The sequence below is a fragment of the Streptococcus sp. Marseille-Q8145 genome (assembly GCF_965112035.1).
The window spans coordinates 95,050-116,586 of sequence record NZ_CBCOPQ010000004.1; the positions used below are offsets into that span (position 1 = coordinate 95,050).

General features: G+C 43.4%; 18 protein-coding genes and 1 tRNA gene. 18 read left to right on the top strand and 1 reads right to left on the bottom strand.

Translation table 11 applies throughout. The annotated features are described in order from the left end of the window. Positions 1-105: 105 nt before the first annotated feature. A tRNA-Leu gene (locus ACWPVL_RS08775) sits at positions 106-188 on the bottom strand. Between the two features lie 99 nt (positions 189-287). Here ACWPVL_RS08775 and rsgA point away from each other — a divergent pair. The 18 genes from rsgA to purF all read left to right on the top strand — a co-directional run bounded on the left by rsgA (position 288) and on the right by purF (position 21,536). Continuing rightward, positions 288-1,166 (top strand): ribosome small subunit-dependent GTPase A, encoded by an 879-nt coding sequence (gene rsgA, locus ACWPVL_RS08780; RefSeq protein ID WP_454388347.1) that lies wholly within the window; start codon positions 288-290, stop codon positions 1,164-1,166. Positions 1,167-1,180: 14 nt separating this feature from the next. Beyond that, entirely contained in the window at positions 1,181-1,840 is a 660-nt protein-coding gene (gene rpe, locus ACWPVL_RS08785) for a ribulose-phosphate 3-epimerase (protein WP_045500502.1), read from the top strand. After that, positions 1,833-2,465 (top strand): thiamine diphosphokinase, encoded by a 633-nt coding sequence (locus ACWPVL_RS08790; protein ID WP_454388349.1) that lies wholly within the window; start codon positions 1,833-1,835, stop codon positions 2,463-2,465. The genes rpe and ACWPVL_RS08790 overlap by 8 nt, the downstream gene beginning before the upstream one ends. A gap of 1 nt (position 2,466) precedes the next feature. Beyond that, positions 2,467-3,723 carry a DNA recombination protein RmuC gene (locus ACWPVL_RS08795; RefSeq protein WP_454388351.1) on the top strand — a complete coding sequence of 419 codons (1,257 nt, stop codon included), beginning with the start codon at positions 2,467-2,469 and terminating at the stop codon, positions 3,721-3,723. After that, the gene (locus tag ACWPVL_RS08800) at positions 3,713-4,657 is read left to right on the top strand and encodes a 3'-5' exoribonuclease YhaM family protein (protein ID WP_045500508.1); all 945 of its coding nucleotides are present in this window, start codon (positions 3,713-3,715) and stop codon (positions 4,655-4,657) included. The genes ACWPVL_RS08795 and ACWPVL_RS08800 overlap by 11 nt, the downstream gene beginning before the upstream one ends. 200 nt (positions 4,658-4,857) lie before the next feature. Continuing rightward, positions 4,858-5,673, top strand: a complete 816-nt coding sequence (gene purR, locus ACWPVL_RS08805; RefSeq protein ID WP_005591656.1) for a pur operon repressor — start codon at positions 4,858-4,860, stop codon at positions 5,671-5,673. A 15-nt stretch (positions 5,674-5,688) separates the two neighbouring features. After that, positions 5,689-6,306, top strand: a complete 618-nt coding sequence (locus ACWPVL_RS08810) for a hypothetical protein (RefSeq protein ID WP_454388354.1) — start codon at positions 5,689-5,691, stop codon at positions 6,304-6,306. Between the two features lie 303 nt (positions 6,307-6,609). After that, entirely contained in the window at positions 6,610-7,023 is a 414-nt protein-coding gene (gene rpsL, locus ACWPVL_RS08815) for a 30S ribosomal protein S12 (protein WP_005591658.1), read from the top strand. Between the two features lie 19 nt (positions 7,024-7,042). Next, entirely contained in the window at positions 7,043-7,513 is a 471-nt protein-coding gene (gene rpsG, locus ACWPVL_RS08820; RefSeq protein WP_005591659.1) for a 30S ribosomal protein S7, read from the top strand. Positions 7,514-7,790: 277 nt separating this feature from the next. Next, positions 7,791-9,869, top strand: coding sequence for an elongation factor G (gene fusA / locus ACWPVL_RS08825; RefSeq protein WP_454388356.1), 2,079 nt, complete (start codon positions 7,791-7,793; stop codon positions 9,867-9,869). A gap of 239 nt (positions 9,870-10,108) precedes the next feature. Further along, positions 10,109-11,116 carry a type I glyceraldehyde-3-phosphate dehydrogenase gene (gap, locus tag ACWPVL_RS08830; RefSeq protein WP_005591661.1) on the top strand — a complete coding sequence of 336 codons (1,008 nt, stop codon included), beginning with the start codon at positions 10,109-10,111 and terminating at the stop codon, positions 11,114-11,116. A 245-nt stretch (positions 11,117-11,361) separates the two neighbouring features. After that, the gene (locus ACWPVL_RS08835; RefSeq protein ID WP_038805785.1) at positions 11,362-12,561 is read left to right on the top strand and encodes a phosphoglycerate kinase; all 1,200 of its coding nucleotides are present in this window, start codon (positions 11,362-11,364) and stop codon (positions 12,559-12,561) included. A 431-nt stretch (positions 12,562-12,992) separates the two neighbouring features. Continuing rightward, a complete protein-coding gene (locus ACWPVL_RS08840; protein WP_005591664.1) occupies positions 12,993-13,517 on the top strand; it encodes an FUSC family protein in 525 nt (174 codons plus the stop codon). 76 nt (positions 13,518-13,593) lie between these two features. After that, complete coding sequence (locus ACWPVL_RS08845) at positions 13,594-13,959, top strand: MerR family transcriptional regulator (protein WP_061908710.1); 366 nt, start codon at positions 13,594-13,596, stop codon at positions 13,957-13,959. Positions 13,960-13,989: 30 nt separating this feature from the next. After that, positions 13,990-15,336 carry a type I glutamate--ammonia ligase gene (gene glnA, locus ACWPVL_RS08850; RefSeq protein ID WP_001122884.1) on the top strand — a complete coding sequence of 449 codons (1,347 nt, stop codon included), beginning with the start codon at positions 13,990-13,992 and terminating at the stop codon, positions 15,334-15,336. 185 nt (positions 15,337-15,521) lie between these two features. Further along, the gene (gene purC / locus ACWPVL_RS08855) at positions 15,522-16,229 is read left to right on the top strand and encodes a phosphoribosylaminoimidazolesuccinocarboxamide synthase (protein ID WP_454388360.1); all 708 of its coding nucleotides are present in this window, start codon (positions 15,522-15,524) and stop codon (positions 16,227-16,229) included. Between the two features lie 45 nt (positions 16,230-16,274). Beyond that, positions 16,275-20,000, top strand: coding sequence for a phosphoribosylformylglycinamidine synthase (locus tag ACWPVL_RS08860; protein WP_454388362.1), 3,726 nt, complete (start codon positions 16,275-16,277; stop codon positions 19,998-20,000). Between the two features lie 93 nt (positions 20,001-20,093). Then, positions 20,094-21,536, top strand: a complete 1,443-nt coding sequence (purF, locus tag ACWPVL_RS08865) for an amidophosphoribosyltransferase (RefSeq protein WP_454388364.1) — start codon at positions 20,094-20,096, stop codon at positions 21,534-21,536. Position 21,537: the final 1 nt, after the last annotated feature.

The following is a 21,537-nucleotide window of genomic DNA, read 5'->3' on the forward strand; positions in this document are numbered from 1 at the left end:
CAGCCTTTTTGAAAAGGGCTGGTTTTTCTGAAAGAAATTTCAAGACGATTTCATAATTTTTCAAAAGAAAAACTCTTGTCAACTTGGACAAGAGTTCCTGTTCGATGCGGAGGAAGGGATTTGAACCCTCACACCCGTACGGGCACATGCGCCTGAAGCATGCGTGTCTGCCGTTCCACCACCTCCGCTTGCTTTTTATTATAACATATTTTTCGAAAATGCCAATAGTAAAAGCCAAATATATGTTTTTTTGATATAATAATTGTATTAACTTTAAAGGAGCAGTCTTGCAAGGAATAATTATCAAAGCCTTGGCTGGCTTTTATTATGTAGAGTCAGATGGGCAGGTGTATCAGACGAGAGCGCGTGGAAATTTCCGTAAAAAAGGTCAGACGCCTTATGTTGGCGACCATGTCGAATTTTCAGCGGACAAGGATTCTGAAGGCTACATTTTAAAAATAGCCGAGCGTAAAAATAGTTTGGTGCGGCCACCCATTGTCAACATTGATCAGGCAGTTGTCATCATGAGTGCCAAGGAGCCAGACTTCAATGCCAATCTCTTGGATCGTTTTTTGGTGCTTTTAGAGCATAAGCAGATCCATCCTATTATCTACATCAGCAAGCTAGACCTGCTTGAAGATGAGCAGAGCTTGGATGTCTATGTACAGGCCTATCAGGCCATCGGCTATGAGGTTGTTAAAACCACTGAGGAGTTACTGCCACTTCTGACAGGGAAAATCACTGTTTTTATGGGTCAGACTGGTGTTGGGAAATCCACCCTGCTCAATAAAATTGCACCAAACTTGCACTTAGAAACAGGAGAAATTTCTGAAAGTCTGGGGCGGGGTCGCCATACGACACGGGCGGTTAGCTTTTATAACCTGAATGGCGGAAAAATTGCGGACACTCCGGGCTTTTCTTCCTTAGACTATGAAGTAGACAAGGCAGAAGACCTGAACGCCGCCTTTCCAGAAATTGCCGAAATCAGTCGGGACTGCAAATTCCGCACTTGTACCCATACACATGAGCCGGCTTGTGCTGTCAAACCAGCCGTAGAAGCCGAGCGAATTGCTGCTTTTCGTTTTGAAAATTACCTGCAATTTCTCAGTGAAATCGAAAATCGTCGTGAAACTTATAAAAAGACGGCTAAAAAACTTCCTAAATAGAGAAAGGAACTATCATGAAAACATTTAAAATTGCTCCCTCTGTTCTGAGTGCGGATTATGCTAATTTTGAGACAGAGTTGAAAAAGCTAGAAGCTAGCGGAGCGGAGTATGCCCATTTGGATGTCATGGATGGTCATTTTGTACCCAATATCAGCTTTGGGGCTGGGGTTGTGGCCAGTATGCGTCCCCACAGCAAGATGGTTTTTGACTGCCATCTCATGGTATCCAATCCTGAGCATCATATTGAGGAATTTGCTCGAGCAGGTGCGGATATTATCAGCATCCATGTGGAAGCGACGCCGCATATTCATGGAGCTCTGCAGAAGATTCGTGCGGCAGGTGTCAAGCCTAGTGTGGTTATCAATCCTGGAACTCCAGTCGAAGCGATTAAAAATGTCTTGAATCTAGTGGACCAGGTCCTAGTGATGACAGTCAACCCAGGCTTTGGCGGTCAGGCTTTTCTGCCCGAAACCATGGGTAAGATTCGTGAACTGGTCGCTTTGCGAGAGGCCAATCAGCTGAACTTTGATATTGAAGTGGACGGTGGGATTGACGATAAGACGATTCAGATGGCTAGAGAAGCTGGCGCCAATATTTTTGTGGCCGGTAGCTATGTCTTCAAAGGTGATGTCAGCCATCAAGTTCAGACCTTGAGGGATGCACTAGATGCCTAGGATTGCTCTGTTTGCTGGCGGTGATTTAATTGCGGTCAATCGGGATTTTGATCTTTTTGTCGGAGTTGATCGTGGTGCCTTTTATTTGCTAAAGCAGGGCTTGCCTCTAGATCTAGCGGTTGGCGATTTTGATTCTGTTTCTGATGAAGAATTGCTGCGCATAAAAGCTGGCGCCAAGGAAGTCATTCAGGCTCAGCCTGAAAAGGATGATACGGACTTGGAATTGGCTGTTCTGGCTTGCTTTGAGCGCTATCCAGATGCTTATCTGACGATTTTCGGCGCCTTTGGCGGTCGTCTAGACCATGCTCTGGCCAATGTTTTCTTGCCCAGCAACGATAAAATCGCCCCCTATATGGAGCAGCTGATCTTAGTGGATACCCAGAATTGCATCCGCTATGTGCCCTCTGGCCGTCATGAAATCAAGCCAGTGGAAGGCATGGACTATCTGGCCTTTCTGCCGACAGAGGATGTTCCGTTGACGATTGAAGGAGCTAAATATCCTTTAAATGAAACGAATTTTTTCTTTAAAAAAGTCTATGCTTCTAACGAATTTATAGATAGACCTGTATTTTTATCCTTTGACAAGGGTTATACGGTTGTTATTTACAGTAAAGATAGGAGTTGATATGGAATATATCATCATCATCCTGCTTATCATCAATCTGGTCTTTCTCTATTTCTTCTGGCAGAGACAGGGGCAACAGGAGCAGGCAATTAGAGTCTTGCTAGAAGAGCAGGAGGATCACTTGTCCGACCAGCTGGATTACCGCTTTGAGCAGGAAAGGCAGCAGGAGGCTCTTCGGCAAAAAGAGTTGGAACTGGTCCTGGGCGATCGGCTGGCAGAAGTTCGAACAGATTTGCATCTTCATTTGACGGATTTGCGAACCGAAATGGCGGAGAGTTTCAGCAAAAATCGAGACAAAACCGATGAACGGATGCGTCAGATTCAGGAGTCCAATGACCTGCGGCTGGAGCAGATGCGCCAGACCGTTGAGGAAAAATTGGAGAAGACTTTGCAGAGTCGTCTGCAGACCTCCTTTGAGACGGTGTCCAAGCAGCTAGAGTCTGTCAATCGTGGTTTAGGAGAGATGCAGACAGTGGCTCGGGATGTCGGCAGTCTCAATAAGGTTCTTTCCAATACCAAGACCCGTGGCATTATGGGCGAGCTCCAGCTGGGACAAATTATCGAAGACATCATGACGCCCAGCCAGTATGAGCGAGAATTTGCCACAGTGGCAGGTTCTAGTGAGCGCGTGGAGTATGCTATCAAATTGCCCGGGCAGACAGAGCAGGACTATGTCTACCTGCCCATCGATTCTAAGTTTCCTCTGGCGGATTACTACCGCTTGGAAGAGGCTTATGAATCGGGCAACAAGGAAGAAATTGAACTTTACCGTAAGTCGCTATTGGCTAGCGTCAAGCGCTTTGCCAAGGATATTAAGAGTAAATATCTGGCTCCGCCAGCTACGACGAATTTTGGGATTCTGTTTTTGCCAACGGAGGGACTCTATTCCGAAGTGGTTCGCAATCCAGAGTTTTTCGACGGTTTGCGGCGAGATGAGCAGATTGTCGTAGCTGGACCGTCTACCTTGTCAGCCCTGCTCAACTCTCTCTCAGTTGGCTTTAAAACCCTAAACATCCAGCGTAGCGCAGATGACATCAGCAAGGTTCTGGGCAGTGTCAAGCTGGAATTCAATAAGTTTGGCGGTATTCTAGCCAAGGCTCAGAAGCACCTTAAGAACGCTTCTGGCAGCATTGATGAGCTACTGACTCGACGAACCAATGCCATTGAAAGAACGCTGCGGCATATTGAATTGTCTGACCAAGACCTTCATTTACACTTGCTCGATATTCCAGATGAAAGGGAAGACTATGAAAATTAATCAAATGAAAAAAGATGAGATGTTTGAAGGCTTTTATCTGATTAAGTCAGCAGAAGTCCGACAGACTAGAGCTGGGAAGAATTACCTCGCCTTTACTTTCCAAGATGACACTGGAGTGATTGAAGGGAAATTATGGGATGCCCAGCCCCATAATGTGGCGGAATTTACAGCGGGGAAAGTCGTCCACATGCAAGGCCGTCGCGAAGTCTACAATAACACCCCTCAGGTTAATCAGCTGACACTGCGCCTGCCAAAGGCCGGCGAGCCCAACAATCCTGCTGATTTCAAAGAAAAACCACCCGTTGACCAAAAAGAACTGCGGGAATATCTGGCGCAAATGATTTTCAAGATTGAAAATCAAGTCTGGCAGCGGGTCGTGCGTTCCCTTTACAGCAAATACGATAAGGAATTCTATTCTTACCCCGCAGCGAAAACCAATCATCATGCTTTTGAATCGGGACTCGCTTTTCACACAGCTACCATGGTCAAACTAGCGGATGCGATTGGTGACATTTATCCTCAGCTTAATAAGAGCCTTCTTTTTGCGGGGATTATGTTGCACGACTTGGCCAAAGTCATTGAGTTGAGCGGTCCAGAAAATACGGAATATACTGTCCGAGGCAATCTGATTGGTCATATTGCACTGATTGATGAGGAACTGACTAAAACCTTGGCGGAGCTGAAAATTGATGATACCAAGGAAGATGTCATCGTTTTGCGCCACGTCCTCCTCAGTCATCACGGTCTCCTTGAATACGGCAGTCCCGTTCGTCCAAAGATTATGGAAGCAGAAATCCTACACATGATTGACAATCTGGATGCGGAAATGATGATGATGACTACGGCTCTGTCTCTCGTTGCTCCAGGGGAAATGACCAATAAAATATTTGCGCTGGAAAATCGTTCCTTCTATAAACCAAAAATTGACAAGTAAAATACGAAAAATGGGCATTATATTTAGTATAATGTTCGTTTTTTTGATATAGTATGATATAATAAAAAAAATAAAATAAATATTCAAAGAAATCACTCCAAACTTTGGAATCGGAAGAGCTGATTTGTGCTCTGTGCGAGAAGATCCTAGCTCATAGATTAGTTTGTGGCTGATTTTGATGGAGTTGAATTGGTGAAAAAATGAAATTAAGAAGAAGTGAGCGCATGGTGGTTATTTCCAATTACTTGATTAACCATCCTTACCAATTAACAAGTTTAAATACATTTGCAGAAAAATATGAATCTGCCAAGTCTTCTATTTCAGAAGACATCGTGATTATCAAACGCGCCTTTGAAGAAATCGAAATTGGTACGATTGAGACAATTACTGGTGCTGGGGGAGGTGTCGTCTTTACTCCTTCTATTTCAGAAAAGGAGGCAAAGGCTATCGTTCAAGATCTCCGCGATCAGCTGTCTGAGAGTAATCGAATCCTCCCTGGCGGCTATATCTACTTGTCAGATTTGCTCAGTACGCCATCTATCCTCAATAATATTGGCCGCATCATTGCCAAAGCTTTTAAAGATCAAAAGATTGATGCCGTTATGACAGTGGCGACCAAGGGTGTTCCCTTGGCCAATGCTGTCGCTAATGTCTTGAATGTTCCCTTTGTTATTGTCCGTCGCGATTTGAAAATCACTGAGGGCTCTACGGTTAGTGTCAACTATGTCTCTGGCTCTAGCGGAGATCGGATTGAGAAAATGTTCCTCTCAAAACGTAGCCTCAAGGCTGGCAGTCGGGTACTGATTGTTGATGACTTTCTAAAGGGAGGTGGAACGGTTAATGGGATGATTAGTCTTCTGTCTGAGTTTGATTCGGAGTTAGCAGGAGTAGCGGTCTTTGCAGACAATGCGCAAGCCAATCGCGATCATCTGGAATACAAATCGCTGTTAAAGGTGACCAATATCGATGTTAAATCAAATACGATTGATGTTGAGATTGGGAATATATTTGATTAACTTTAGGAAAAAATTATGAGAAATATTTTTGATAAATTAGAGAGAGCTTCTAACCTTGTTCGTTTAGGGATCCTGGCAATAATGCTGCTTATCTTGGTTTCTGGACTTATATTTTTAAAACCAGCTCAGAAGAATACGGGCTCCGCCAAAACAGTCAGTTATAGTAGACGTTCAAGCTCCAGTAAAGCTAGTTCTACTAAGAAAGCATCGTCAGAAGATAATACGATTCAGGATGCTGAAGTAGCTGTTAAAAAGTTAGAAGAAGAGCGTACCGATGAAAGTTTGACTCAAGCACAAGCAGCGGTTGACAAGGTAAAAGATGAGGAAGCCAAAGCTAAGTTCCAAGGTCGAATTCAAGCCGTAAAAGATGCAATGAAGACACCTGAGGAATCCACTGAACCTGATTCAGACCAGCAGCAGTCGTTCTCTCCTACGCCTGTTGCGCCAGCTTATCGAACACCTGCCATCTCCATCGAACCACGAATACAGCCACAAGAAAGTTCGACTCCTGCACCATCCTCTAGTCCAGAAGTTACCCCAAGTCCATCTTCGGAGATACCAAGCCCGTCTTCAGATACTTCGGGCGCCTCTTCAAATACGGTGGTTCCTTCCCAGACTTCAAGTGAAAAATAGAATTGAATACATATTTTGATTAGTATTTAAGTGTTTATCAACAATCTGTTGTAGCATATTTTCAGATCTTTAAGATGACAATAATCAAGCAAAAGGTTGATTAAGAAGTGAAGATAAGTCAAAAATTAAGAAAAGCTATTGACGAGGAGATGCTTCTGTGTTACAATGATAAACGGTACTTTTTACTTTTGGTCTCTCAAAAGTGTACAGAGACGTGCTGACAAATGTTGCAAAAGTACACACAGATGGTAGCTGTCACCAAGTGTATCATCACCAAAATTAAAAAAATACAGGAGAATGTAGATGCCTACAATTAACCAATTGGTTCGCAAACCGCGTAAATCAAAAGTAGAAAAATCTAAATCACCAGCTTTGAACGTTGGTTACAACAGCCACAAAAAAGTTCAAACAAACGTATCTTCACCACAAAAACGTGGTGTTGCAACTCGTGTCGGAACTATGACACCTAAGAAGCCTAACTCAGCCCTTCGTAAATTTGCCCGTGTACGTTTGAGCAACTTGATCGAAGTTACAGCTTACATCCCAGGTATCGGACACAACTTGCAAGAGCACAGCGTAGTGCTTCTTCGTGGTGGACGTGTAAAAGACCTTCCAGGGGTACGTTACCATATCGTTCGTGGTGCACTTGATACAGCAGGTGTTACTGACCGTAAGCAGGGCCGTTCTAAATACGGTACTAAGCGTCCAAAAGCATAAAGAAAGGGGATAAAGATAAATGAGTCGTAAAAACCGTGCGCCTAAGCGCGAAGTATTGCCAGATCCGCTTTACAATTCACAATTAGTTACTCGTCTTATCAACCGCGTTATGCTTGATGGTAAGCGTGGTACAGCAGCTTCTATCGTTTACGGAGCTTTTGAGCAAATCAAAGAAGCTACTGGAAATGATGCACTTGAAGTATTTGAAACAGCGATGGAAAACATCATGCCTGTTCTTGAAGTACGTGCACGCCGTGTCGGTGGTTCAAACTACCAAGTACCGGTTGAAGTTCGTCCAGAACGTCGTACTACACTTGGACTTCGTTGGTTGGTAACAATTTCACGTGGTCGTGGTGAACACACTATGCAAGATCGTCTTGCAAAAGAAATCATGGATGCTGCTAACAACACTGGTGCAGCAGTTAAGAAACGCGAAGATACTCACCGTATGGCTGAAGCTAACCGTGCCTTCGCACACTTCCGTTGGTAATATAGGATGCGAAAGCGTTAAGAAAGTCCCAGAGAAAATAGGAAACTGACGCAGTATTCGACGAATACAAGGAAGTTATCTTTTTCACACAGCATCCCGTTCCGGCTCAAATCGGCTAATTAACTTTAGCCCGAGTATCATTCAACTTACCATTTCGTAAGTTGAAACCAACAAAAAAACAAGATAAACATTTAGAACGGGTAGGTCCTGCCTATCCGTTTTTTCTAAATAATGTTATAATAGATTGTAAAATAAAAAAATAGGAGAAACTAACCTCATGGCACGCGAATTTTCACTTGAAAAAACTCGTAATATCGGTATCATGGCTCACGTCGATGCTGGTAAGACAACTACAACTGAGCGTATCCTTTACTATACTGGTAAAATCCACAAAATCGGTGAAACTCACGAAGGTGCGTCACAAATGGACTGGATGGAGCAAGAGCAAGAACGTGGTATCACTATCACATCTGCTGCGACAACAGCTCAATGGAACAACCACCGCGTAAACATTATCGACACACCAGGACACGTGGACTTCACAATCGAAGTACAACGCTCTCTTCGTGTATTGGATGGTGCGGTTACCGTTCTTGACTCACAATCAGGTGTTGAGCCTCAAACTGAAACAGTTTGGCGCCAAGCAACTGAGTACGGAGTTCCACGTATCGTATTTGCTAACAAAATGGACAAAATCGGTGCTGACTTCCTTTACTCAGTAAGCACACTTCACGACCGTCTTCAAGCAAATGCTCATCCAATTCAATTGCCAATCGGTGCTGAAGATGACTTCCGTGGTATCATTGACTTGATCAAGATGAAAGCTGAAATCTACACCAACGACCTTGGTACAGATATCCTTGAAGAAGATATTCCAGCTGAATACCTTGAACAAGCACAAGAATACCGTGAAAAATTGGTGGAAGCAGTTGCTGAAACTGATGAAGAATTGATGATGAAATACCTTGAAGGTGAAGAAATCACTAACGAAGAATTGAAAGCTGCTATCCGTAAAGCAACTATCAACGTTGAATTCTTCCCAGTATTGTGTGGTTCTGCCTTCAAGAACAAGGGTGTTCAATTGATGCTTGATGCGGTTATCGACTACCTTCCAAGCCCACTTGATATCCCAGCGATTAAAGGTATCAACCCAGATACAGATGAAGAAGAAACTCGTCCAGCATCTGACGAAGAGCCATTTGCAGCTCTTGCCTTCAAGATCATGACTGACCCATTCGTAGGTCGTTTGACATTCTTCCGTGTTTACTCAGGTGTACTTCAATCTGGTTCTTACGTAATGAACACTTCTAAAGGTAAACGTGAACGTATCGGACGTCTTGTGCAATTGCATGCCAATAGTCGTCAAGAAATCGAAACCGTTTATGCTGGGGATATTGCAGCTGCTATTGGTTTGAAAGATACTACAACTGGTGACTCATTGACAGATGAAAAAGCTAAAATCATCCTTGAGTCAATCAACGTTCCAGAACCAGTTATCCAATTGATGGTTGAGCCAAAATCTAAAGCAGACCAAGACAAGATGGGGATTGCCCTTCAAAAATTGGCTGAAGAAGATCCAACATTCCGCGTTGAAACAAACGTTGAAACTGGTGAAACAGTTATCTCTGGTATGGGTGAGCTTCACTTGGATGTCCTTGTTGACCGTATGCGTCGTGAGTTCAAGGTTGAAGCAAACGTAGGTGCTCCTCAAGTATCTTACCGTGAAACATTCCGCGCTTCTACTCAAGCACGTGGATTCTTCAAACGTCAGTCTGGTGGTAAAGGTCAATTTGGTGATGTATGGATTGAATTTACTCCAAACGAAGAAGGAAAAGGCTTCGAGTTTGAAAATGCTATCGTCGGTGGTGTGGTTCCTCGTGAATTCATTCCAGCGGTTGAAAAAGGTTTGATTGAGTCAATGGCGAATGGTGTCCTTGCTGGCTACCCAATCGTTGACGTGAAAGCTAAACTTTACGATGGTTCATACCACGATGTCGACTCATCTGAAACAGCCTTCAAGGTTGCGGCTTCACTTGCTTTGAAAGAAGCTGCTAAGACTGCACAACCAGCTATCCTTGAGCCAATGATGCTTGTAACCATCACTGTTCCTGAAGAAAACCTTGGTGATGTTATGGGTCACGTAACAGCTCGTCGTGGACGTGTTGACGGTATGGAAGCACATGGTAACAGCCAAATCGTTCGTGCTTATGTTCCACTTGCTGAAATGTTTGGTTATGCGACTGTTCTTCGTTCTGCAACACAAGGTCGTGGTACCTTCATGATGGTATTTGACCACTACGAAGATGTACCTAAATCAGTACAAGAAGAAATCATTAAGAAACACCGTGGTGAATAATTCACTACATGACGCTCGCTTCTAGCGGGCGTTTTTTCTTTTTGGAATCAAAATATGAAATTTATGAAAAATATCGAAAATACATGAAAGAAAATTTGTTACTTGTTAATAATAATGAAATCAGTTGCAATTTTGCTCAATAAGGTATATAATAGATATGTTGAAAGGTGATTTGTAGTGATTCAAGTTACTCTTTTCACATAAAATTTTTTTTGATTTTCATAAGGAGGAAATCACTAATGGTAGTTAAAGTTGGTATTAACGGTTTCGGTCGTATCGGTCGTCTTGCTTTCCGTCGTATCCAAAACGTAGAAGGTGTTGAAGTTACTCGCATCAACGACCTTACAGATCCAGTTATGCTTGCACACTTGTTGAAATACGACACAACTCAAGGTCGTTTCGATGGTACTGTTGAAGTTAAAGAAGGTGGATTCGAAGTTAACGGTAAATTCGTTAAAGTTTCTGCTGAACGTGACCCAGAACAAATTGATTGGGCTACTGACGGTGTAGAAATTGTTCTTGAAGCAACTGGTTTCTTTGCTAAGAAAGACGCTGCTGAAAAACACCTTAAAGGTGGAGCTAAGAAAGTTGTTATCACTGCTCCTGGTGGAAACGATGTTAAAACAATCGTATTTAACACTAACCACGACGTTCTTGATGGTACTGAAACAGTTATCTCAGGTGCTTCATGTACTACAAACTGTTTGGCTCCAATGGCTAAAGCACTTCAAGACAACTTTGGTGTTGTAGAAGGATTGATGACTACTATCCACGCTTACACTGGTGACCAAATGATCCTTGACGGACCACACCGTGGTGGTGACCTTCGTCGTGCTCGCGCTGGTGCTGCTAACATCGTTCCTAACTCAACTGGTGCTGCTAAGGCTATCGGTCTTGTAATCCCAGAATTGAACGGTAAACTTGATGGTTCTGCACAACGCGTTCCAACTCCAACTGGATCAGTTACTGAGTTGGTAGCAGTTCTTGAAAAGAACGTTACTGTTGATGAAGTAAATGCAGCTATGAAAGCAGCAGCTAACGAATCATACGGTTACACAGAAGATCCAATCGTATCTTCAGATATCGTAGGTATGTCTTACGGTTCATTGTTCGACGCAACTCAAACTAAAGTTCTTGACGTTGACGGTAAACAATTGGTTAAAGTTGTATCATGGTACGACAACGAAATGTCTTACACTGCACAACTTGTACGTACTCTTGAATACTTCGCAAAAATCGCTAAATAATTCAATTGTATGAAGAAGAGATCCGAATGGATCTCTTTTTTTGTTTTGTAGAACAGCTTGAAGGAGTGGCTATTGGAAATCAACTCGCTCACCCAGCAGCATTAGCATTTATCAGAAAAATGAGAATCGTGTAGTCTTTCATCTATCTTTGATTGGAGAAAAGGAAAAGCCATGAATTTTTGCTATCACTTTTGTAGATTTTGTGATATAATTAACACGTATAAAAAAAGAAGGAGTCATATCTAATGGCAAAATTGACTGTTAAAGACGTTGACTTGAAAGGGAAAAAAGTTCTCGTTCGTGTTGACTTCAACGTTCCTGTAAAAGATGGCGTGATTACTAACGACAACCGTATCACTGCAGCACTTCCAACTATCAAGTACATCCTTGAGCAAGGTGGACGTGCAATCCTCTTCTCTCACCTTGGACGTGTAAAAGAAGAAGCAGATAAAGCTGGTAAATCACTTGCTCCTGTAGCTGCTGACTTGGCTGCTAAATTGGGACAAGAAGTTAAATTTATCCCAGGCGTTACGCGTGGTGCTGAATTGGAAGCAGCTGTTAACGCTCTTGAAGACGGACAAGTTCTTTTGGTTGAAAACACTCGTTTTGAAGATGTTGACGGCAAGAAAGAGTCTAAAAACGATCCAGAACTTGGTAAATACTGGGCATCTCTTGGAGATGGTATCTTCGTAAACGATGCGTTCGGTACAGCTCACCGTGCACACGCATCTAACGTTGGTATCTCAGCAAATGTTGAAAAAGCTGTTGCTGGCTTCCTTCTTGAAAACGAAATTGCCTACATCCAAGAAGCAGTTGAAGCTCCAGAACGTCCATTCGTGGCTATCCTTGGTGGTTCAAAAGTTTCAGACAAGATCGGTGTTATCGAAAACTTGCTTGAAAAAGCTGATAAAGTCCTTATCGGTGGTGGGATGACTTACACATTCTACAAAGCGCAAGGTATCGAAATCGGTAACTCACTTGTAGAAGAAGACAAATTAGATGTTGCCAAAGCTCTTCTTGAAAAAGCAAACGGCAAATTGATCTTGCCAGTTGACTCAAAAGAAGCAAACGCATTTGCTGACTACACTGAAGTAAAAGATACTGAAGGTGAAGCAGTAGATCCAGGCTTCCTTGGTTTGGATATCGGTCCTAAATCTATCGCTAAATTCGACGAAGCCTTGACTGGTGCGAAAACAGTTGTATGGAACGGACCAATGGGTGTGTTTGAAAACCCTGACTTCCAAGCTGGTACAATCGGTGTCATGGACGCTATTGTGAAACAACCAGGTGTGAAATCAATCATCGGTGGTGGTGACTCAGCCGCCGCAGCCATCAATCTTGGTCGTGCAGACAAGTTCTCATGGATTAGTACGGGCGGAGGCGCTTCTATGGAGCTTCTTGAAGGTAAAGTATTGCCAGGTTTGGCTGCACTTACAGAAAAATAATATCAGCCCGTTAGTCTCTACAAAATCCTGATTTTGTAGAAAAAGGAACAAAACTGAAACGTTAACAAAAAGGTGGCTATGTCACCTTTTTGTGTTAGTGGAGGTATTTGTGACGCGGTGGTGGTGCCTCAATGGAACTCCTTGAAGGTAAAGTTCTTCCAGGGCTTGCAGCTTTGACTGAAAAATAATCTTTGAAACGGAAAGAGTTGGGAGACCAACTCTTTTTCTTTTGTACGCGTAGGCTTCTGAGAAAATGGATTTTTGGCTTCTATTTTCCTAGCGAGTAATCAATAATGGGGAATGTAGTTAGAAATACAGTAGAAGCTGGCTATGCATTCTTGTAGGATACAAACAATAAACTGGATGGACAGAGCCTTTTTGTTAGAAAATATGTTAGAATAAAGATAGTTTACTTTTAAAAAGGAAAAAGCATGAGCTATTTTAGTAAGTATAAATTCGATAAATCAAAATTTCGCTTGGGTATGAGGACGATGAAAACAGGGATAGCAGTCTTTATTGTCCTACTTATTTTTGGTATGTTTGGCTGGAAGGGGCTCCAAATTGGGGCTTTGACAGCGGTGTTTAGCCTGCGAGAAGATTTTGATAAAAGTGTTCATTTCGGAACTTCTCGTATTTTAGGAAATAGTGTCGGGGGCTTTTATGCTTTGCTATTCTATCTGTTGGGAAATTTATTGAACGGCCAATTTTGGGTGACTTTGGTATTTGTGCCAATCTGTACGATGCTGACGATCATGACCAATGTTGCTATGAACAATAAGGCTGGGGTGATTGGTGGTGTTTCAGCTATGCTGATTATCACTCTCTCCATTAGTCCGGAAGATACTATTTTATACGTTTTTGCTAGAGTTTTTGAAACCTTTATGGGTGTCTTTGTTGCAATAGTGGTAAATTCGGATGTGGATAGAATTAAGAATTTCTTTAAGTCTATAAATTAAAATGTGTAAGAAAATCTCACATTGATTGTTGACATACAAAAAAAATTAGTTATAATAGTGCATAGAGAGGAAAAAAATGAAGGAAAAAGAGTTTCGCCGAAATATGGCAGTCTTTCCCATAGGTAGCGTTATGAAGTTGACGGACTTATCTGCCCGTCAGATTCGGTATTATGAGGAGCAAAGCCTCATTACTCCCCTTCGGAATGAGGGCAATCGCCGAATGTATTCCCTGAATGATATGGACCGACTTTTGGAAATTAAGGATTATATTTCTGAAGGTTATAATATCGCTGCCATCAAAAAGAAATATGCTGAGCGTGAAGCTAAATCCCACAAAACGATTAGTGAAAAGGAAGTCCGTCGAGCTCTCCACAATGATATTTTACAGCAAGGTCGTTTTGGCTCTTCTCTGCCAACCTTTGGTCACATGCGTCGGCCATAAACTATTTTTTAAAACTATAAGGAGTTACCCATGCCCATTACAGCAGCTGATATTCGTCGCGAAGTAAAAGAAAAAAATGTTACCTTTATTCGTCTCATGTTTTCAGATATCTTGGGGACGATGAAAAACGTCGAAATTCCTGCTACAGATGAACAGTTAGACAAGGTCTTGTCAAATAAAGCTATGTTTGATGGATCTTCTATTGAAGGTTTTGTACGTATCAATGAGTCAGATATGTACTTGTACCCAGACTTGGATACATGGACAGTCTTCCCTTGGGGAGATGAAAATGGAAGTGTTGCAGGTTTGATCTGTGATGTCTATACAACAGAAGGTGAACCATTTGCAGGTGACCCTCGTGGTAATTTGAAGCGTGCGCTTCGCCATATGGAGGAAGTGGGATTCAAATCCTTCAACCTTGGTCCAGAGCCAGAATTCTTCCTATTTAAACTCGATGAAAATGGGGATCCGACTCTTGAGGTAAATGACAAGGGTGGCTACTTTGATTTGGCACCTACTGACCTTGCAGACAATACGCGTCGTGAAATCGTTAATGTCTTAACCAAAATGGGATTTGAAGTAGAAGCAAGTCACCACGAGGTTGCGGTTGGACAACATGAGATTGACTTCAAGTATGATGAAGTCCTCCGTGCCTGTGACAAGATTCAAATCTTTAAGCTCGTAGTAAAAACTATTGCTCGTAAACATGGTCTTTACGCAACCTTTATGGCAAAACCAAAATTTGGTATCGCTGGGTCAGGTATGCACTGTAATATGTCCTTGTTTGATGCAGAAGGGAATAATGCCTTCTTTGATCCGAACGATCCAAAAGGAATGCAGTTGTCTGAAACGGCCTACCATTTCCTTGGTGGTTTGATCAAGCATGCTTATAACTATACTGCCATCATGAACCCAACAGTTAACTCATACAAACGTTTGGTTCCAGGTTATGAAGCGCCTGTTTACATTGCTTGGGCTGGTCGTAACCGTTCGCCACTTGTGCGCGTGCCTGCTTCACGTGGTATGGGAACTCGTCTTGAGTTGCGTTCAGTGGACCCAATGGCAAACCCATACATCGCTATGGCAGTTCTTTTGGAAGTTGGTTTGCATGGTATTGAAAACAAAATCGAAGCACCAGCTCCGATCGAAGAAAATATCTACATCATGACAGCTGAAGAGCGTAAGGAAGCTGGAATCACAGACCTTCCATCAACTCTTCACAACGCCTTGAAAGCTTTGACTGAGGACGAAGTGGTCAAGGCTGCCCTAGGTGACCACATCTATACTAGCTTCCTTGAGGCTAAACGTATCGAGTGGGCTAGCTATGCGACCTTCGTTTCACAATGGGAAGTTGATAATTATTTGGACTTATATTAATGAATTCTAGAACAGGACTTGAAAAAGTCCTGTTTTTGTATGGAAACAAGATATTTTCAGTTTTTAACTGTTGTATTTCCAACCTTTTTCATGTTGTTTGCGTCTATAATGTACGGGAAATGCTTGTAAAATATATTTAAAAGTGATAAACTTAAAGCATAAAAGCACGAAAGGCGAATAATAAAATGTCAAACAAGTTGTTATATTCGGGAAAAGCAAAGGATATTTTTGCGACAGAAGATGAGCAGGTGATTTTGTCCCGCTACAAGGATCAGGCGACTGCTTTTAACGGTGTCAAGAAGGAGCAGATTGCGGGCAAGGGAGTGTTAAATAATCAGATTTCAGCCTTTATCTTTGAAAAGTTGAACGCTGCCGGTGTAGCAACGCATTTTATCGAGAAAATCTCAGATACAGATCAGCTCAATAAAAAAGTTGATATCATTCCTTTGGAAGTTGTGCTCCGCAACTATACAGCTGGTTCCTTTTCAAAACGTTTCGGTGTGGAAGAAGGAATCGAGCTGGAAGAGCCGATCGTTGAATTTTACTATAAAAATGATGATTTGGATGATCCTTTCATCAATGATGAGCATGTGAAATTCCTTAAAATTGCAGATGACCAGCAGATTGCCTACTTGAAGGAGGAAACGCGTCGTATCAATGAACTCTTGAAAGCCTGGTTTGCTGAGATTGGTCTTAAATTGATTGACTTTAAGCTAGAGTTCGGTTTTGACAAGGATGGCACGATTATCTTGGCAGACGAATTTTCACCAGATAATTGCCGCTTGTGGGACGCAGATGGCAACCACATGGACAAGGATGTTTTCCGTAGGGGATTGGGAGAACTAACAGACGTTTATGAGGTTGTCTGGGAAAAGTTGCAAGAGTTGAAATAGCTTGTTGGGAACATTGCAAGAGCTGAAATAGAGGAATAAGAATTGATGGATAAACGTATTTTTGTTGAGAAAAAGGCTGATTTTCAGGTCAAGTCAGAGAGTTTGGTAAGAGAGCTCCAGCATAACTTGGGACTTTCAACTCTGAAAAGTATTCGCATCGTGCAAGTTTATGATGTCTTTGATTTGGCAGAGGGCTTGTTTGCGCCTGCAGAGAAGCACATTTTCTCTGAGCAGGTGACAGACCATGTATTGGACGAAGCGGCCGTGCAGGCGGACCTTGCTAACTATGCTTTCTTTGCCATTGAAAGCCTGCCAGGACAGTTTGACCAACGTGCAGCATCTTCGCAAGAAGCCTTGCTTTTGCTGGGAAGTTCTAGTGATGTGACAGTCAACACGGCTCAACTTTACCTGGTGAATAAAGATATTGATGCGAATGAGTTGGAAGCGGTCAAGAACTACCTGCTCAATCCAGTTGATTCTCGTTTCAAGGACATCACGACAGGAATTGCCAAGCAGGAATTTTCAGAGTCAGACAAGACCATTCCGAAATTGACTTTCTTTGAAAGCTATACGGCAGAAGACTTTGCTCGCTACAAGGCCGAGCAAGGGATGGCCATGGAAGTGGATGATTTGCTCTTTATCCAAGACTACTTCAAGTCAATCGGGCGCGTGCCAACGGAAACAGAGCTCAAAGTTTTGGATACTTACTGGTCTGACCACTGCCGTCACACGACTTTTGAGACCGAGCTGAAAAATATCGACTTCTCAGCTTCTAAATTCCAAAAGCAATTGCAGGCGACCTATGACAAGTATATTGCCATGCGTGAGGAGTTGGGGCGTTCGGAGAAACCACAAACCTTGATGGATATGGCGACTATTTTTGGTCGTTATGAGCGTGCTAATGGGTGTTTGGACGATATGGAAGTGTCAGATGAAATCAATGCATGCTCGGTTGAAATCGAAGTGGACGTTGATGGTGTCAAGGAAACTTGGCTCCTTATGTTCAAAAACGAAACCCACAACCACCCAACGGAAATTGAACCATTTGGTGGAGCGGCTACTTGTATCGGTGGCGCCATTCGTGACCCGTTGTCAGGCCGTTCATACGTTTACCAAGCTATGCGTATCTCAGGCGCTGGTGATATTACAGCTCCGATTTCGGAAACTCGCGCTGGTAAATTACCACAACAAGTCATTTCGAAAACAGCGGCTCATGGTTATTCTTCATATGGTAACCAAATTGGTCTTGCGACGACCTACGTTCGTGAATACTTCCATCCAGGATTTGTAGCCAAACGCATGGAGCTTGGTGCCGTTGTTGGTGCAGCTCCTAAGGGCAACGTTGTCCGTGAAAAACCGGAAGCGGGCGATGTGATTATCTTGCTCGGTGGTAAGACTGGCCGTGATGGTGTCGGTGGTGCGACAGGGTCTTCTAAGGTTCAAACGGTTGAGTCTGTGGAGACTGCTGGTGCTGAGGTTCAAAAGGGGAATGCCATCGAAGAACGAAAGATTCAACGCCTTTTCCGTAATGGCGATGTCACTCGTCTTATCAAGAAATCCAACGACTTTGGTGCTGGTGGTGTCTGTGTAGCTATCGGTGAATTGGCAGACGGTCTTGAAATTGACCTCAACAAGGTTCCTCTTAAATACCAAGGGTTGAACGGGACAGAAATTGCCATCTCTGAATCACAAGAACGGATGGCTGTGGTGGTTCGTCCTGAGGACGTAGATGCCTTCGTTGCAGAATGTAATAAAGAAAATATTGACGCGGTTGTGGTTGCGACAGTGACTGAAAAACCAAATCTTGTCATGCACTGGAATGGTGAAACAATTGTCGACTTGGAACGTCGTTTCCTTGATACAAACGGTGTGCGTGTGGTCGTCGATGCCAAGGTTGTAGACAAGGATGTCGAGCTTCCAGAAGAGCGCACAACAAGCGCTGACACACTTGAAGCTGATACCCTTGCGGTTCTATCTGATCTTAACCATGCGAGTCAAAAAGGTTTGCAAACCATCTTTGACTGCTCGGTCGGTCGTTCAACGGTCAATCACCCACTTGGTGGTCGCTACCAACTCACACCAACTGAGGCATCTGTGCAGAAATTGCCAGTTCAGCACGGTGTAACGCACACTGCGTCAGTCATGGCTCAAGGATTCAACCCTTATGTAGCAGAATGGTCTCCATACCATGGTGCTGCTTATGCGGTTATCGAAGCGACTGCTCGTTTGGTGGCTGCTGGTGCAAACTGGTCTAAGGCTCGTTTCTCATACCAAGAATATTTCGAGCGCATGGACAAACAGGCAGAGCGTTTTGGTCAGCCAGTAGCAGCTCTTCTAGGCTCTATTGAAGCACAAATTCAGCTTGGTTTGCCATCTATCGGTGGTAAGGACTCTATGTCTGGTACTTTTGAAGAATTGACAGTACCGCCAACCTTGGTTGCCTTTGGGGTGACGACGGCAGATAGCCGTAAGGTACTCTCTCCTGAGTTCAAGACCGTTGGTGAAAACATCTACTACATTCCAGGTCAAGCCCTCTCTGCAGAGATTGATTTTGACTTGATCAAGTCAAACTTTGCTCAGTTTGAAGCCATCCAAGCAACCCACAAAGTGACGGCAGCTTCAGCTGTTAAATATGGTGGTGTCGTTGAAAGCTTGGCTCTTGCTAGCTTTGGGAACCATATCGGTGCAGAGGTTATCTTGTCTGAACTTGAAAGTTCTTTAACAGCTCAATTAGGTGGATTTATCTTCACATCTCCTCAAGAAATCGCTGGAGTGGAGAGAATCGGTCAAACAAGCGTAGACTTTACACTGACTGTCAACGGTGTGAAGTTAGATGGACACAAGCTTGACAGTGCTTTCCAAGGAAAACTGGAAGCAGTATACCCAACAGAATTTGCCCAAGCTAAAGAACTAGCAGAAGTTCCAGCTGTCGCTTCTGGCGCAGTCATCAAAGCCAAAGAAAGAGTTGAAAAACCTGTGGTTTACATCCCAGTCTTCCCAGGAACCAACTCAGAATATGACTCAGCTAAGGCCTTCGAAAAAGAAGGTGCAGAGGTCAACTTGGTGCCATTTGTGACTTTGAATGAAGAAGCTATTGTCAAGTCAGTTGAAACTATGGTTGACAACATCGGCAAGGCTAATATCCTCTTCTTTGCAGGTGGCTTCTCAGCTGCGGACGAACCAGATGGATCAGCTAAGTTTATTGTCAACATCTTGCTCAATGAAAAAGTGCGTGCAGCCATTGATAGCTTTATCGCTCGTGGTGGCTTGATTATCGGTATCTGTAATGGATTCCAGGCCCTGGTCAAATCAGGTCTTCTTCCATACGGGAACTTTGAGGATGCCGGCAGTACGAGTCCAACCCTTTTCTACAATGATGCCAACCAGCACGTGGCCAAGATGGTGGAAACTCGGATTGCCAATACCAACTCGCCATGGTTGGCTGGGGTGCAAGTGGGCGATATTCATGCCATTCCTGTTTCGCACGGTGAAGGGAAGTTTGTTGTGACGGCTGAGGAATTTGCAGAGCTCCGTGACAACGGTCAAATCTTTAGCCAATACGTTGACTTTGACGGCAAACCAAGCATGGATTCTAACTACAATCCGAATGGTTCTGTAAATGCCATCGAAGGAATTACTAGCAAGAACGGTCAAATCATCGGTAAGATGGGACACTCAGAACGTTATGAAGACGGTCTCTTCCAAAATATCCCAGGAAATAAAGACCAGCACCTGTTTGCGTCAGCTGTTAAATACTTTACTGGGAAATAAGATTTGCGGTTTTTTCGATAGACAATATCAGTAATGTAAAAGTCATGTGGATTTAGCTCTTGATGCTACACAAATAAAAATTAGGTATAAAAAATGACATACGAAGTAAAATCTCTTAATGAAGAATGTGGTGTTTTCGGTATCTGGGGGCATCCAGATGCTGCTAAAATGACCTATTTTGGGCTCCACAGTCTTCAGCACCGTGGTCAGGAGGGGGCAGGAATCCTCTCCAATGATCAAGGACAATTGAAGCGTCATCGTGATATGGGGCTTTTATCAGAAGTGTTCAGAAATCCAGCTAATTTGGATAAACTAACTGGAACGAGCGCGATTGGGCATGTGCGTTATGCGACTGCTGGCGAAGCTTCTGTGGATAACATTCAGCCCTTCCTCTTTCGCTTTCATGATATGCAGTTTGGGCTGGCTCACAATGGGAACCTGACCAATGCAGAATCTCTTAAGAAAGAATTGGAACAAAGAGGTGCTATTTTTAGCTCAACCTCTGATTCAGAAATCTTAGCCCACCTCATTCGTCGGAGTCACAATCCGAACTTGATGGGTAAAATCAAGGAAGCACTCAGTCTCGTCAAAGGTGGCTTTGCTTATATCCTGCTATTTGAGGACAAGTTGGTTGCGGCCCTTGACCCTAATGGCTTCCGCCCTCTTTCTATTGGGAAAATGGCAAACGGAGCGGTGGTTGTATCCTCTGAAACCTGTGCTTTTGAGGTTATTGGTGCTGAGTGGATTCGAGATTTGAAGCCTGGAGAGATTGTTATCATTGATGATAAGGGCATCCAGTATGATAGCTATACGAATGATACCCAGTTGGCGATTTGTTCTATGGAGTATATCTACTTTGCTCGCCCTGATTCTAATATCCATGGTGTTAATGTCCATACAGCTCGTAAGAGAATGGGGGCACAATTGGCGCGTGAATTTAAGCACGAAGCGGATATCGTGGTCGGTGTGCCAAATTCATCACTCAGTGCAGCTATGGGATTTGCGGAAGAATCTGGTTTGCCAAATGAAATGGGTCTGATCAAAAACCAATACACTCAACGCACTTTCATTCAACCGACTCAGGAATTGCGGGAGCAAGGGGTGCGGATGAAACTGTCTGCTGTTTCAGGCGTTGTCAAAGGTAAACGTGTGGTCATGATTGATGATTCCATTGTTCGTGGGACGACCTCTCGCCGTATCGTTCAGCTTTTGAAAGAAGCGGGTGCGTCCGAGGTTCACGTTGCTATTGGCAGTCCTGCGCTAGCTTATCCATGTTTTTACGGGATTGATATCCAGACGCGTCAGGAGCTGATTGCGGCCAATCATACGGTCGAGGAAACTCGTCAAATCATTGGTGCGGATAGCCTGACCTATCTTTCGATTGATGGCTTGATTAATTCTATCGGCATCGAAACAGATGCGCCAAACGGTGGTCTCTGTGTCGCTTACTTTGACGGCGACTACCCAACTCCTCTCTACGACTATGAGGAAGACTATCAAAGAAGTTTGGAAGAAAAGACCAGTTTTTATAAATAGG

Coding starts and splice junctions, on each gene's coding strand:
- ACWPVL_RS08810 (WP_454388354.1), top strand. CDS start 5,689: ATGAGAAATATTTTTGATAAATTAGAGAGAGCTTCTAACCTTGTTCGT.
- fusA (WP_454388356.1), top strand. CDS start 7,791: ATGGCACGCGAATTTTCACTTGAAAAAACTCGTAATATCGGTATCATG.
- ACWPVL_RS08860 (WP_454388362.1), top strand. CDS start 16,275: ATGGATAAACGTATTTTTGTTGAGAAAAAGGCTGATTTTCAGGTCAAG.
- glnA (WP_001122884.1), top strand. CDS start 13,990: ATGCCCATTACAGCAGCTGATATTCGTCGCGAAGTAAAAGAAAAAAAT.
- gap (WP_005591661.1), top strand. CDS start 10,109: ATGGTAGTTAAAGTTGGTATTAACGGTTTCGGTCGTATCGGTCGTCTT.
- ACWPVL_RS08795 (WP_454388351.1), top strand. CDS start 2,467: ATGGAATATATCATCATCATCCTGCTTATCATCAATCTGGTCTTTCTC.
- ACWPVL_RS08800 (WP_045500508.1), top strand. CDS start 3,713: ATGAAAATTAATCAAATGAAAAAAGATGAGATGTTTGAAGGCTTTTAT.
- ACWPVL_RS08790 (WP_454388349.1), top strand. CDS start 1,833: ATGCCTAGGATTGCTCTGTTTGCTGGCGGTGATTTAATTGCGGTCAAT.
- rpe (WP_045500502.1), top strand. CDS start 1,181: ATGAAAACATTTAAAATTGCTCCCTCTGTTCTGAGTGCGGATTATGCT.
- rpsL (WP_005591658.1), top strand. CDS start 6,610: ATGCCTACAATTAACCAATTGGTTCGCAAACCGCGTAAATCAAAAGTA.
- rpsG (WP_005591659.1), top strand. CDS start 7,043: ATGAGTCGTAAAAACCGTGCGCCTAAGCGCGAAGTATTGCCAGATCCG.
- ACWPVL_RS08840 (WP_005591664.1), top strand. CDS start 12,993: ATGAGCTATTTTAGTAAGTATAAATTCGATAAATCAAAATTTCGCTTG.
- ACWPVL_RS08845 (WP_061908710.1), top strand. CDS start 13,594: ATGAAGGAAAAAGAGTTTCGCCGAAATATGGCAGTCTTTCCCATAGGT.
- purR (WP_005591656.1), top strand. CDS start 4,858: ATGAAATTAAGAAGAAGTGAGCGCATGGTGGTTATTTCCAATTACTTG.
- ACWPVL_RS08835 (WP_038805785.1), top strand. CDS start 11,362: ATGGCAAAATTGACTGTTAAAGACGTTGACTTGAAAGGGAAAAAAGTT.
- purF (WP_454388364.1), top strand. CDS start 20,094: ATGACATACGAAGTAAAATCTCTTAATGAAGAATGTGGTGTTTTCGGT.
- purC (WP_454388360.1), top strand. CDS start 15,522: ATGTCAAACAAGTTGTTATATTCGGGAAAAGCAAAGGATATTTTTGCG.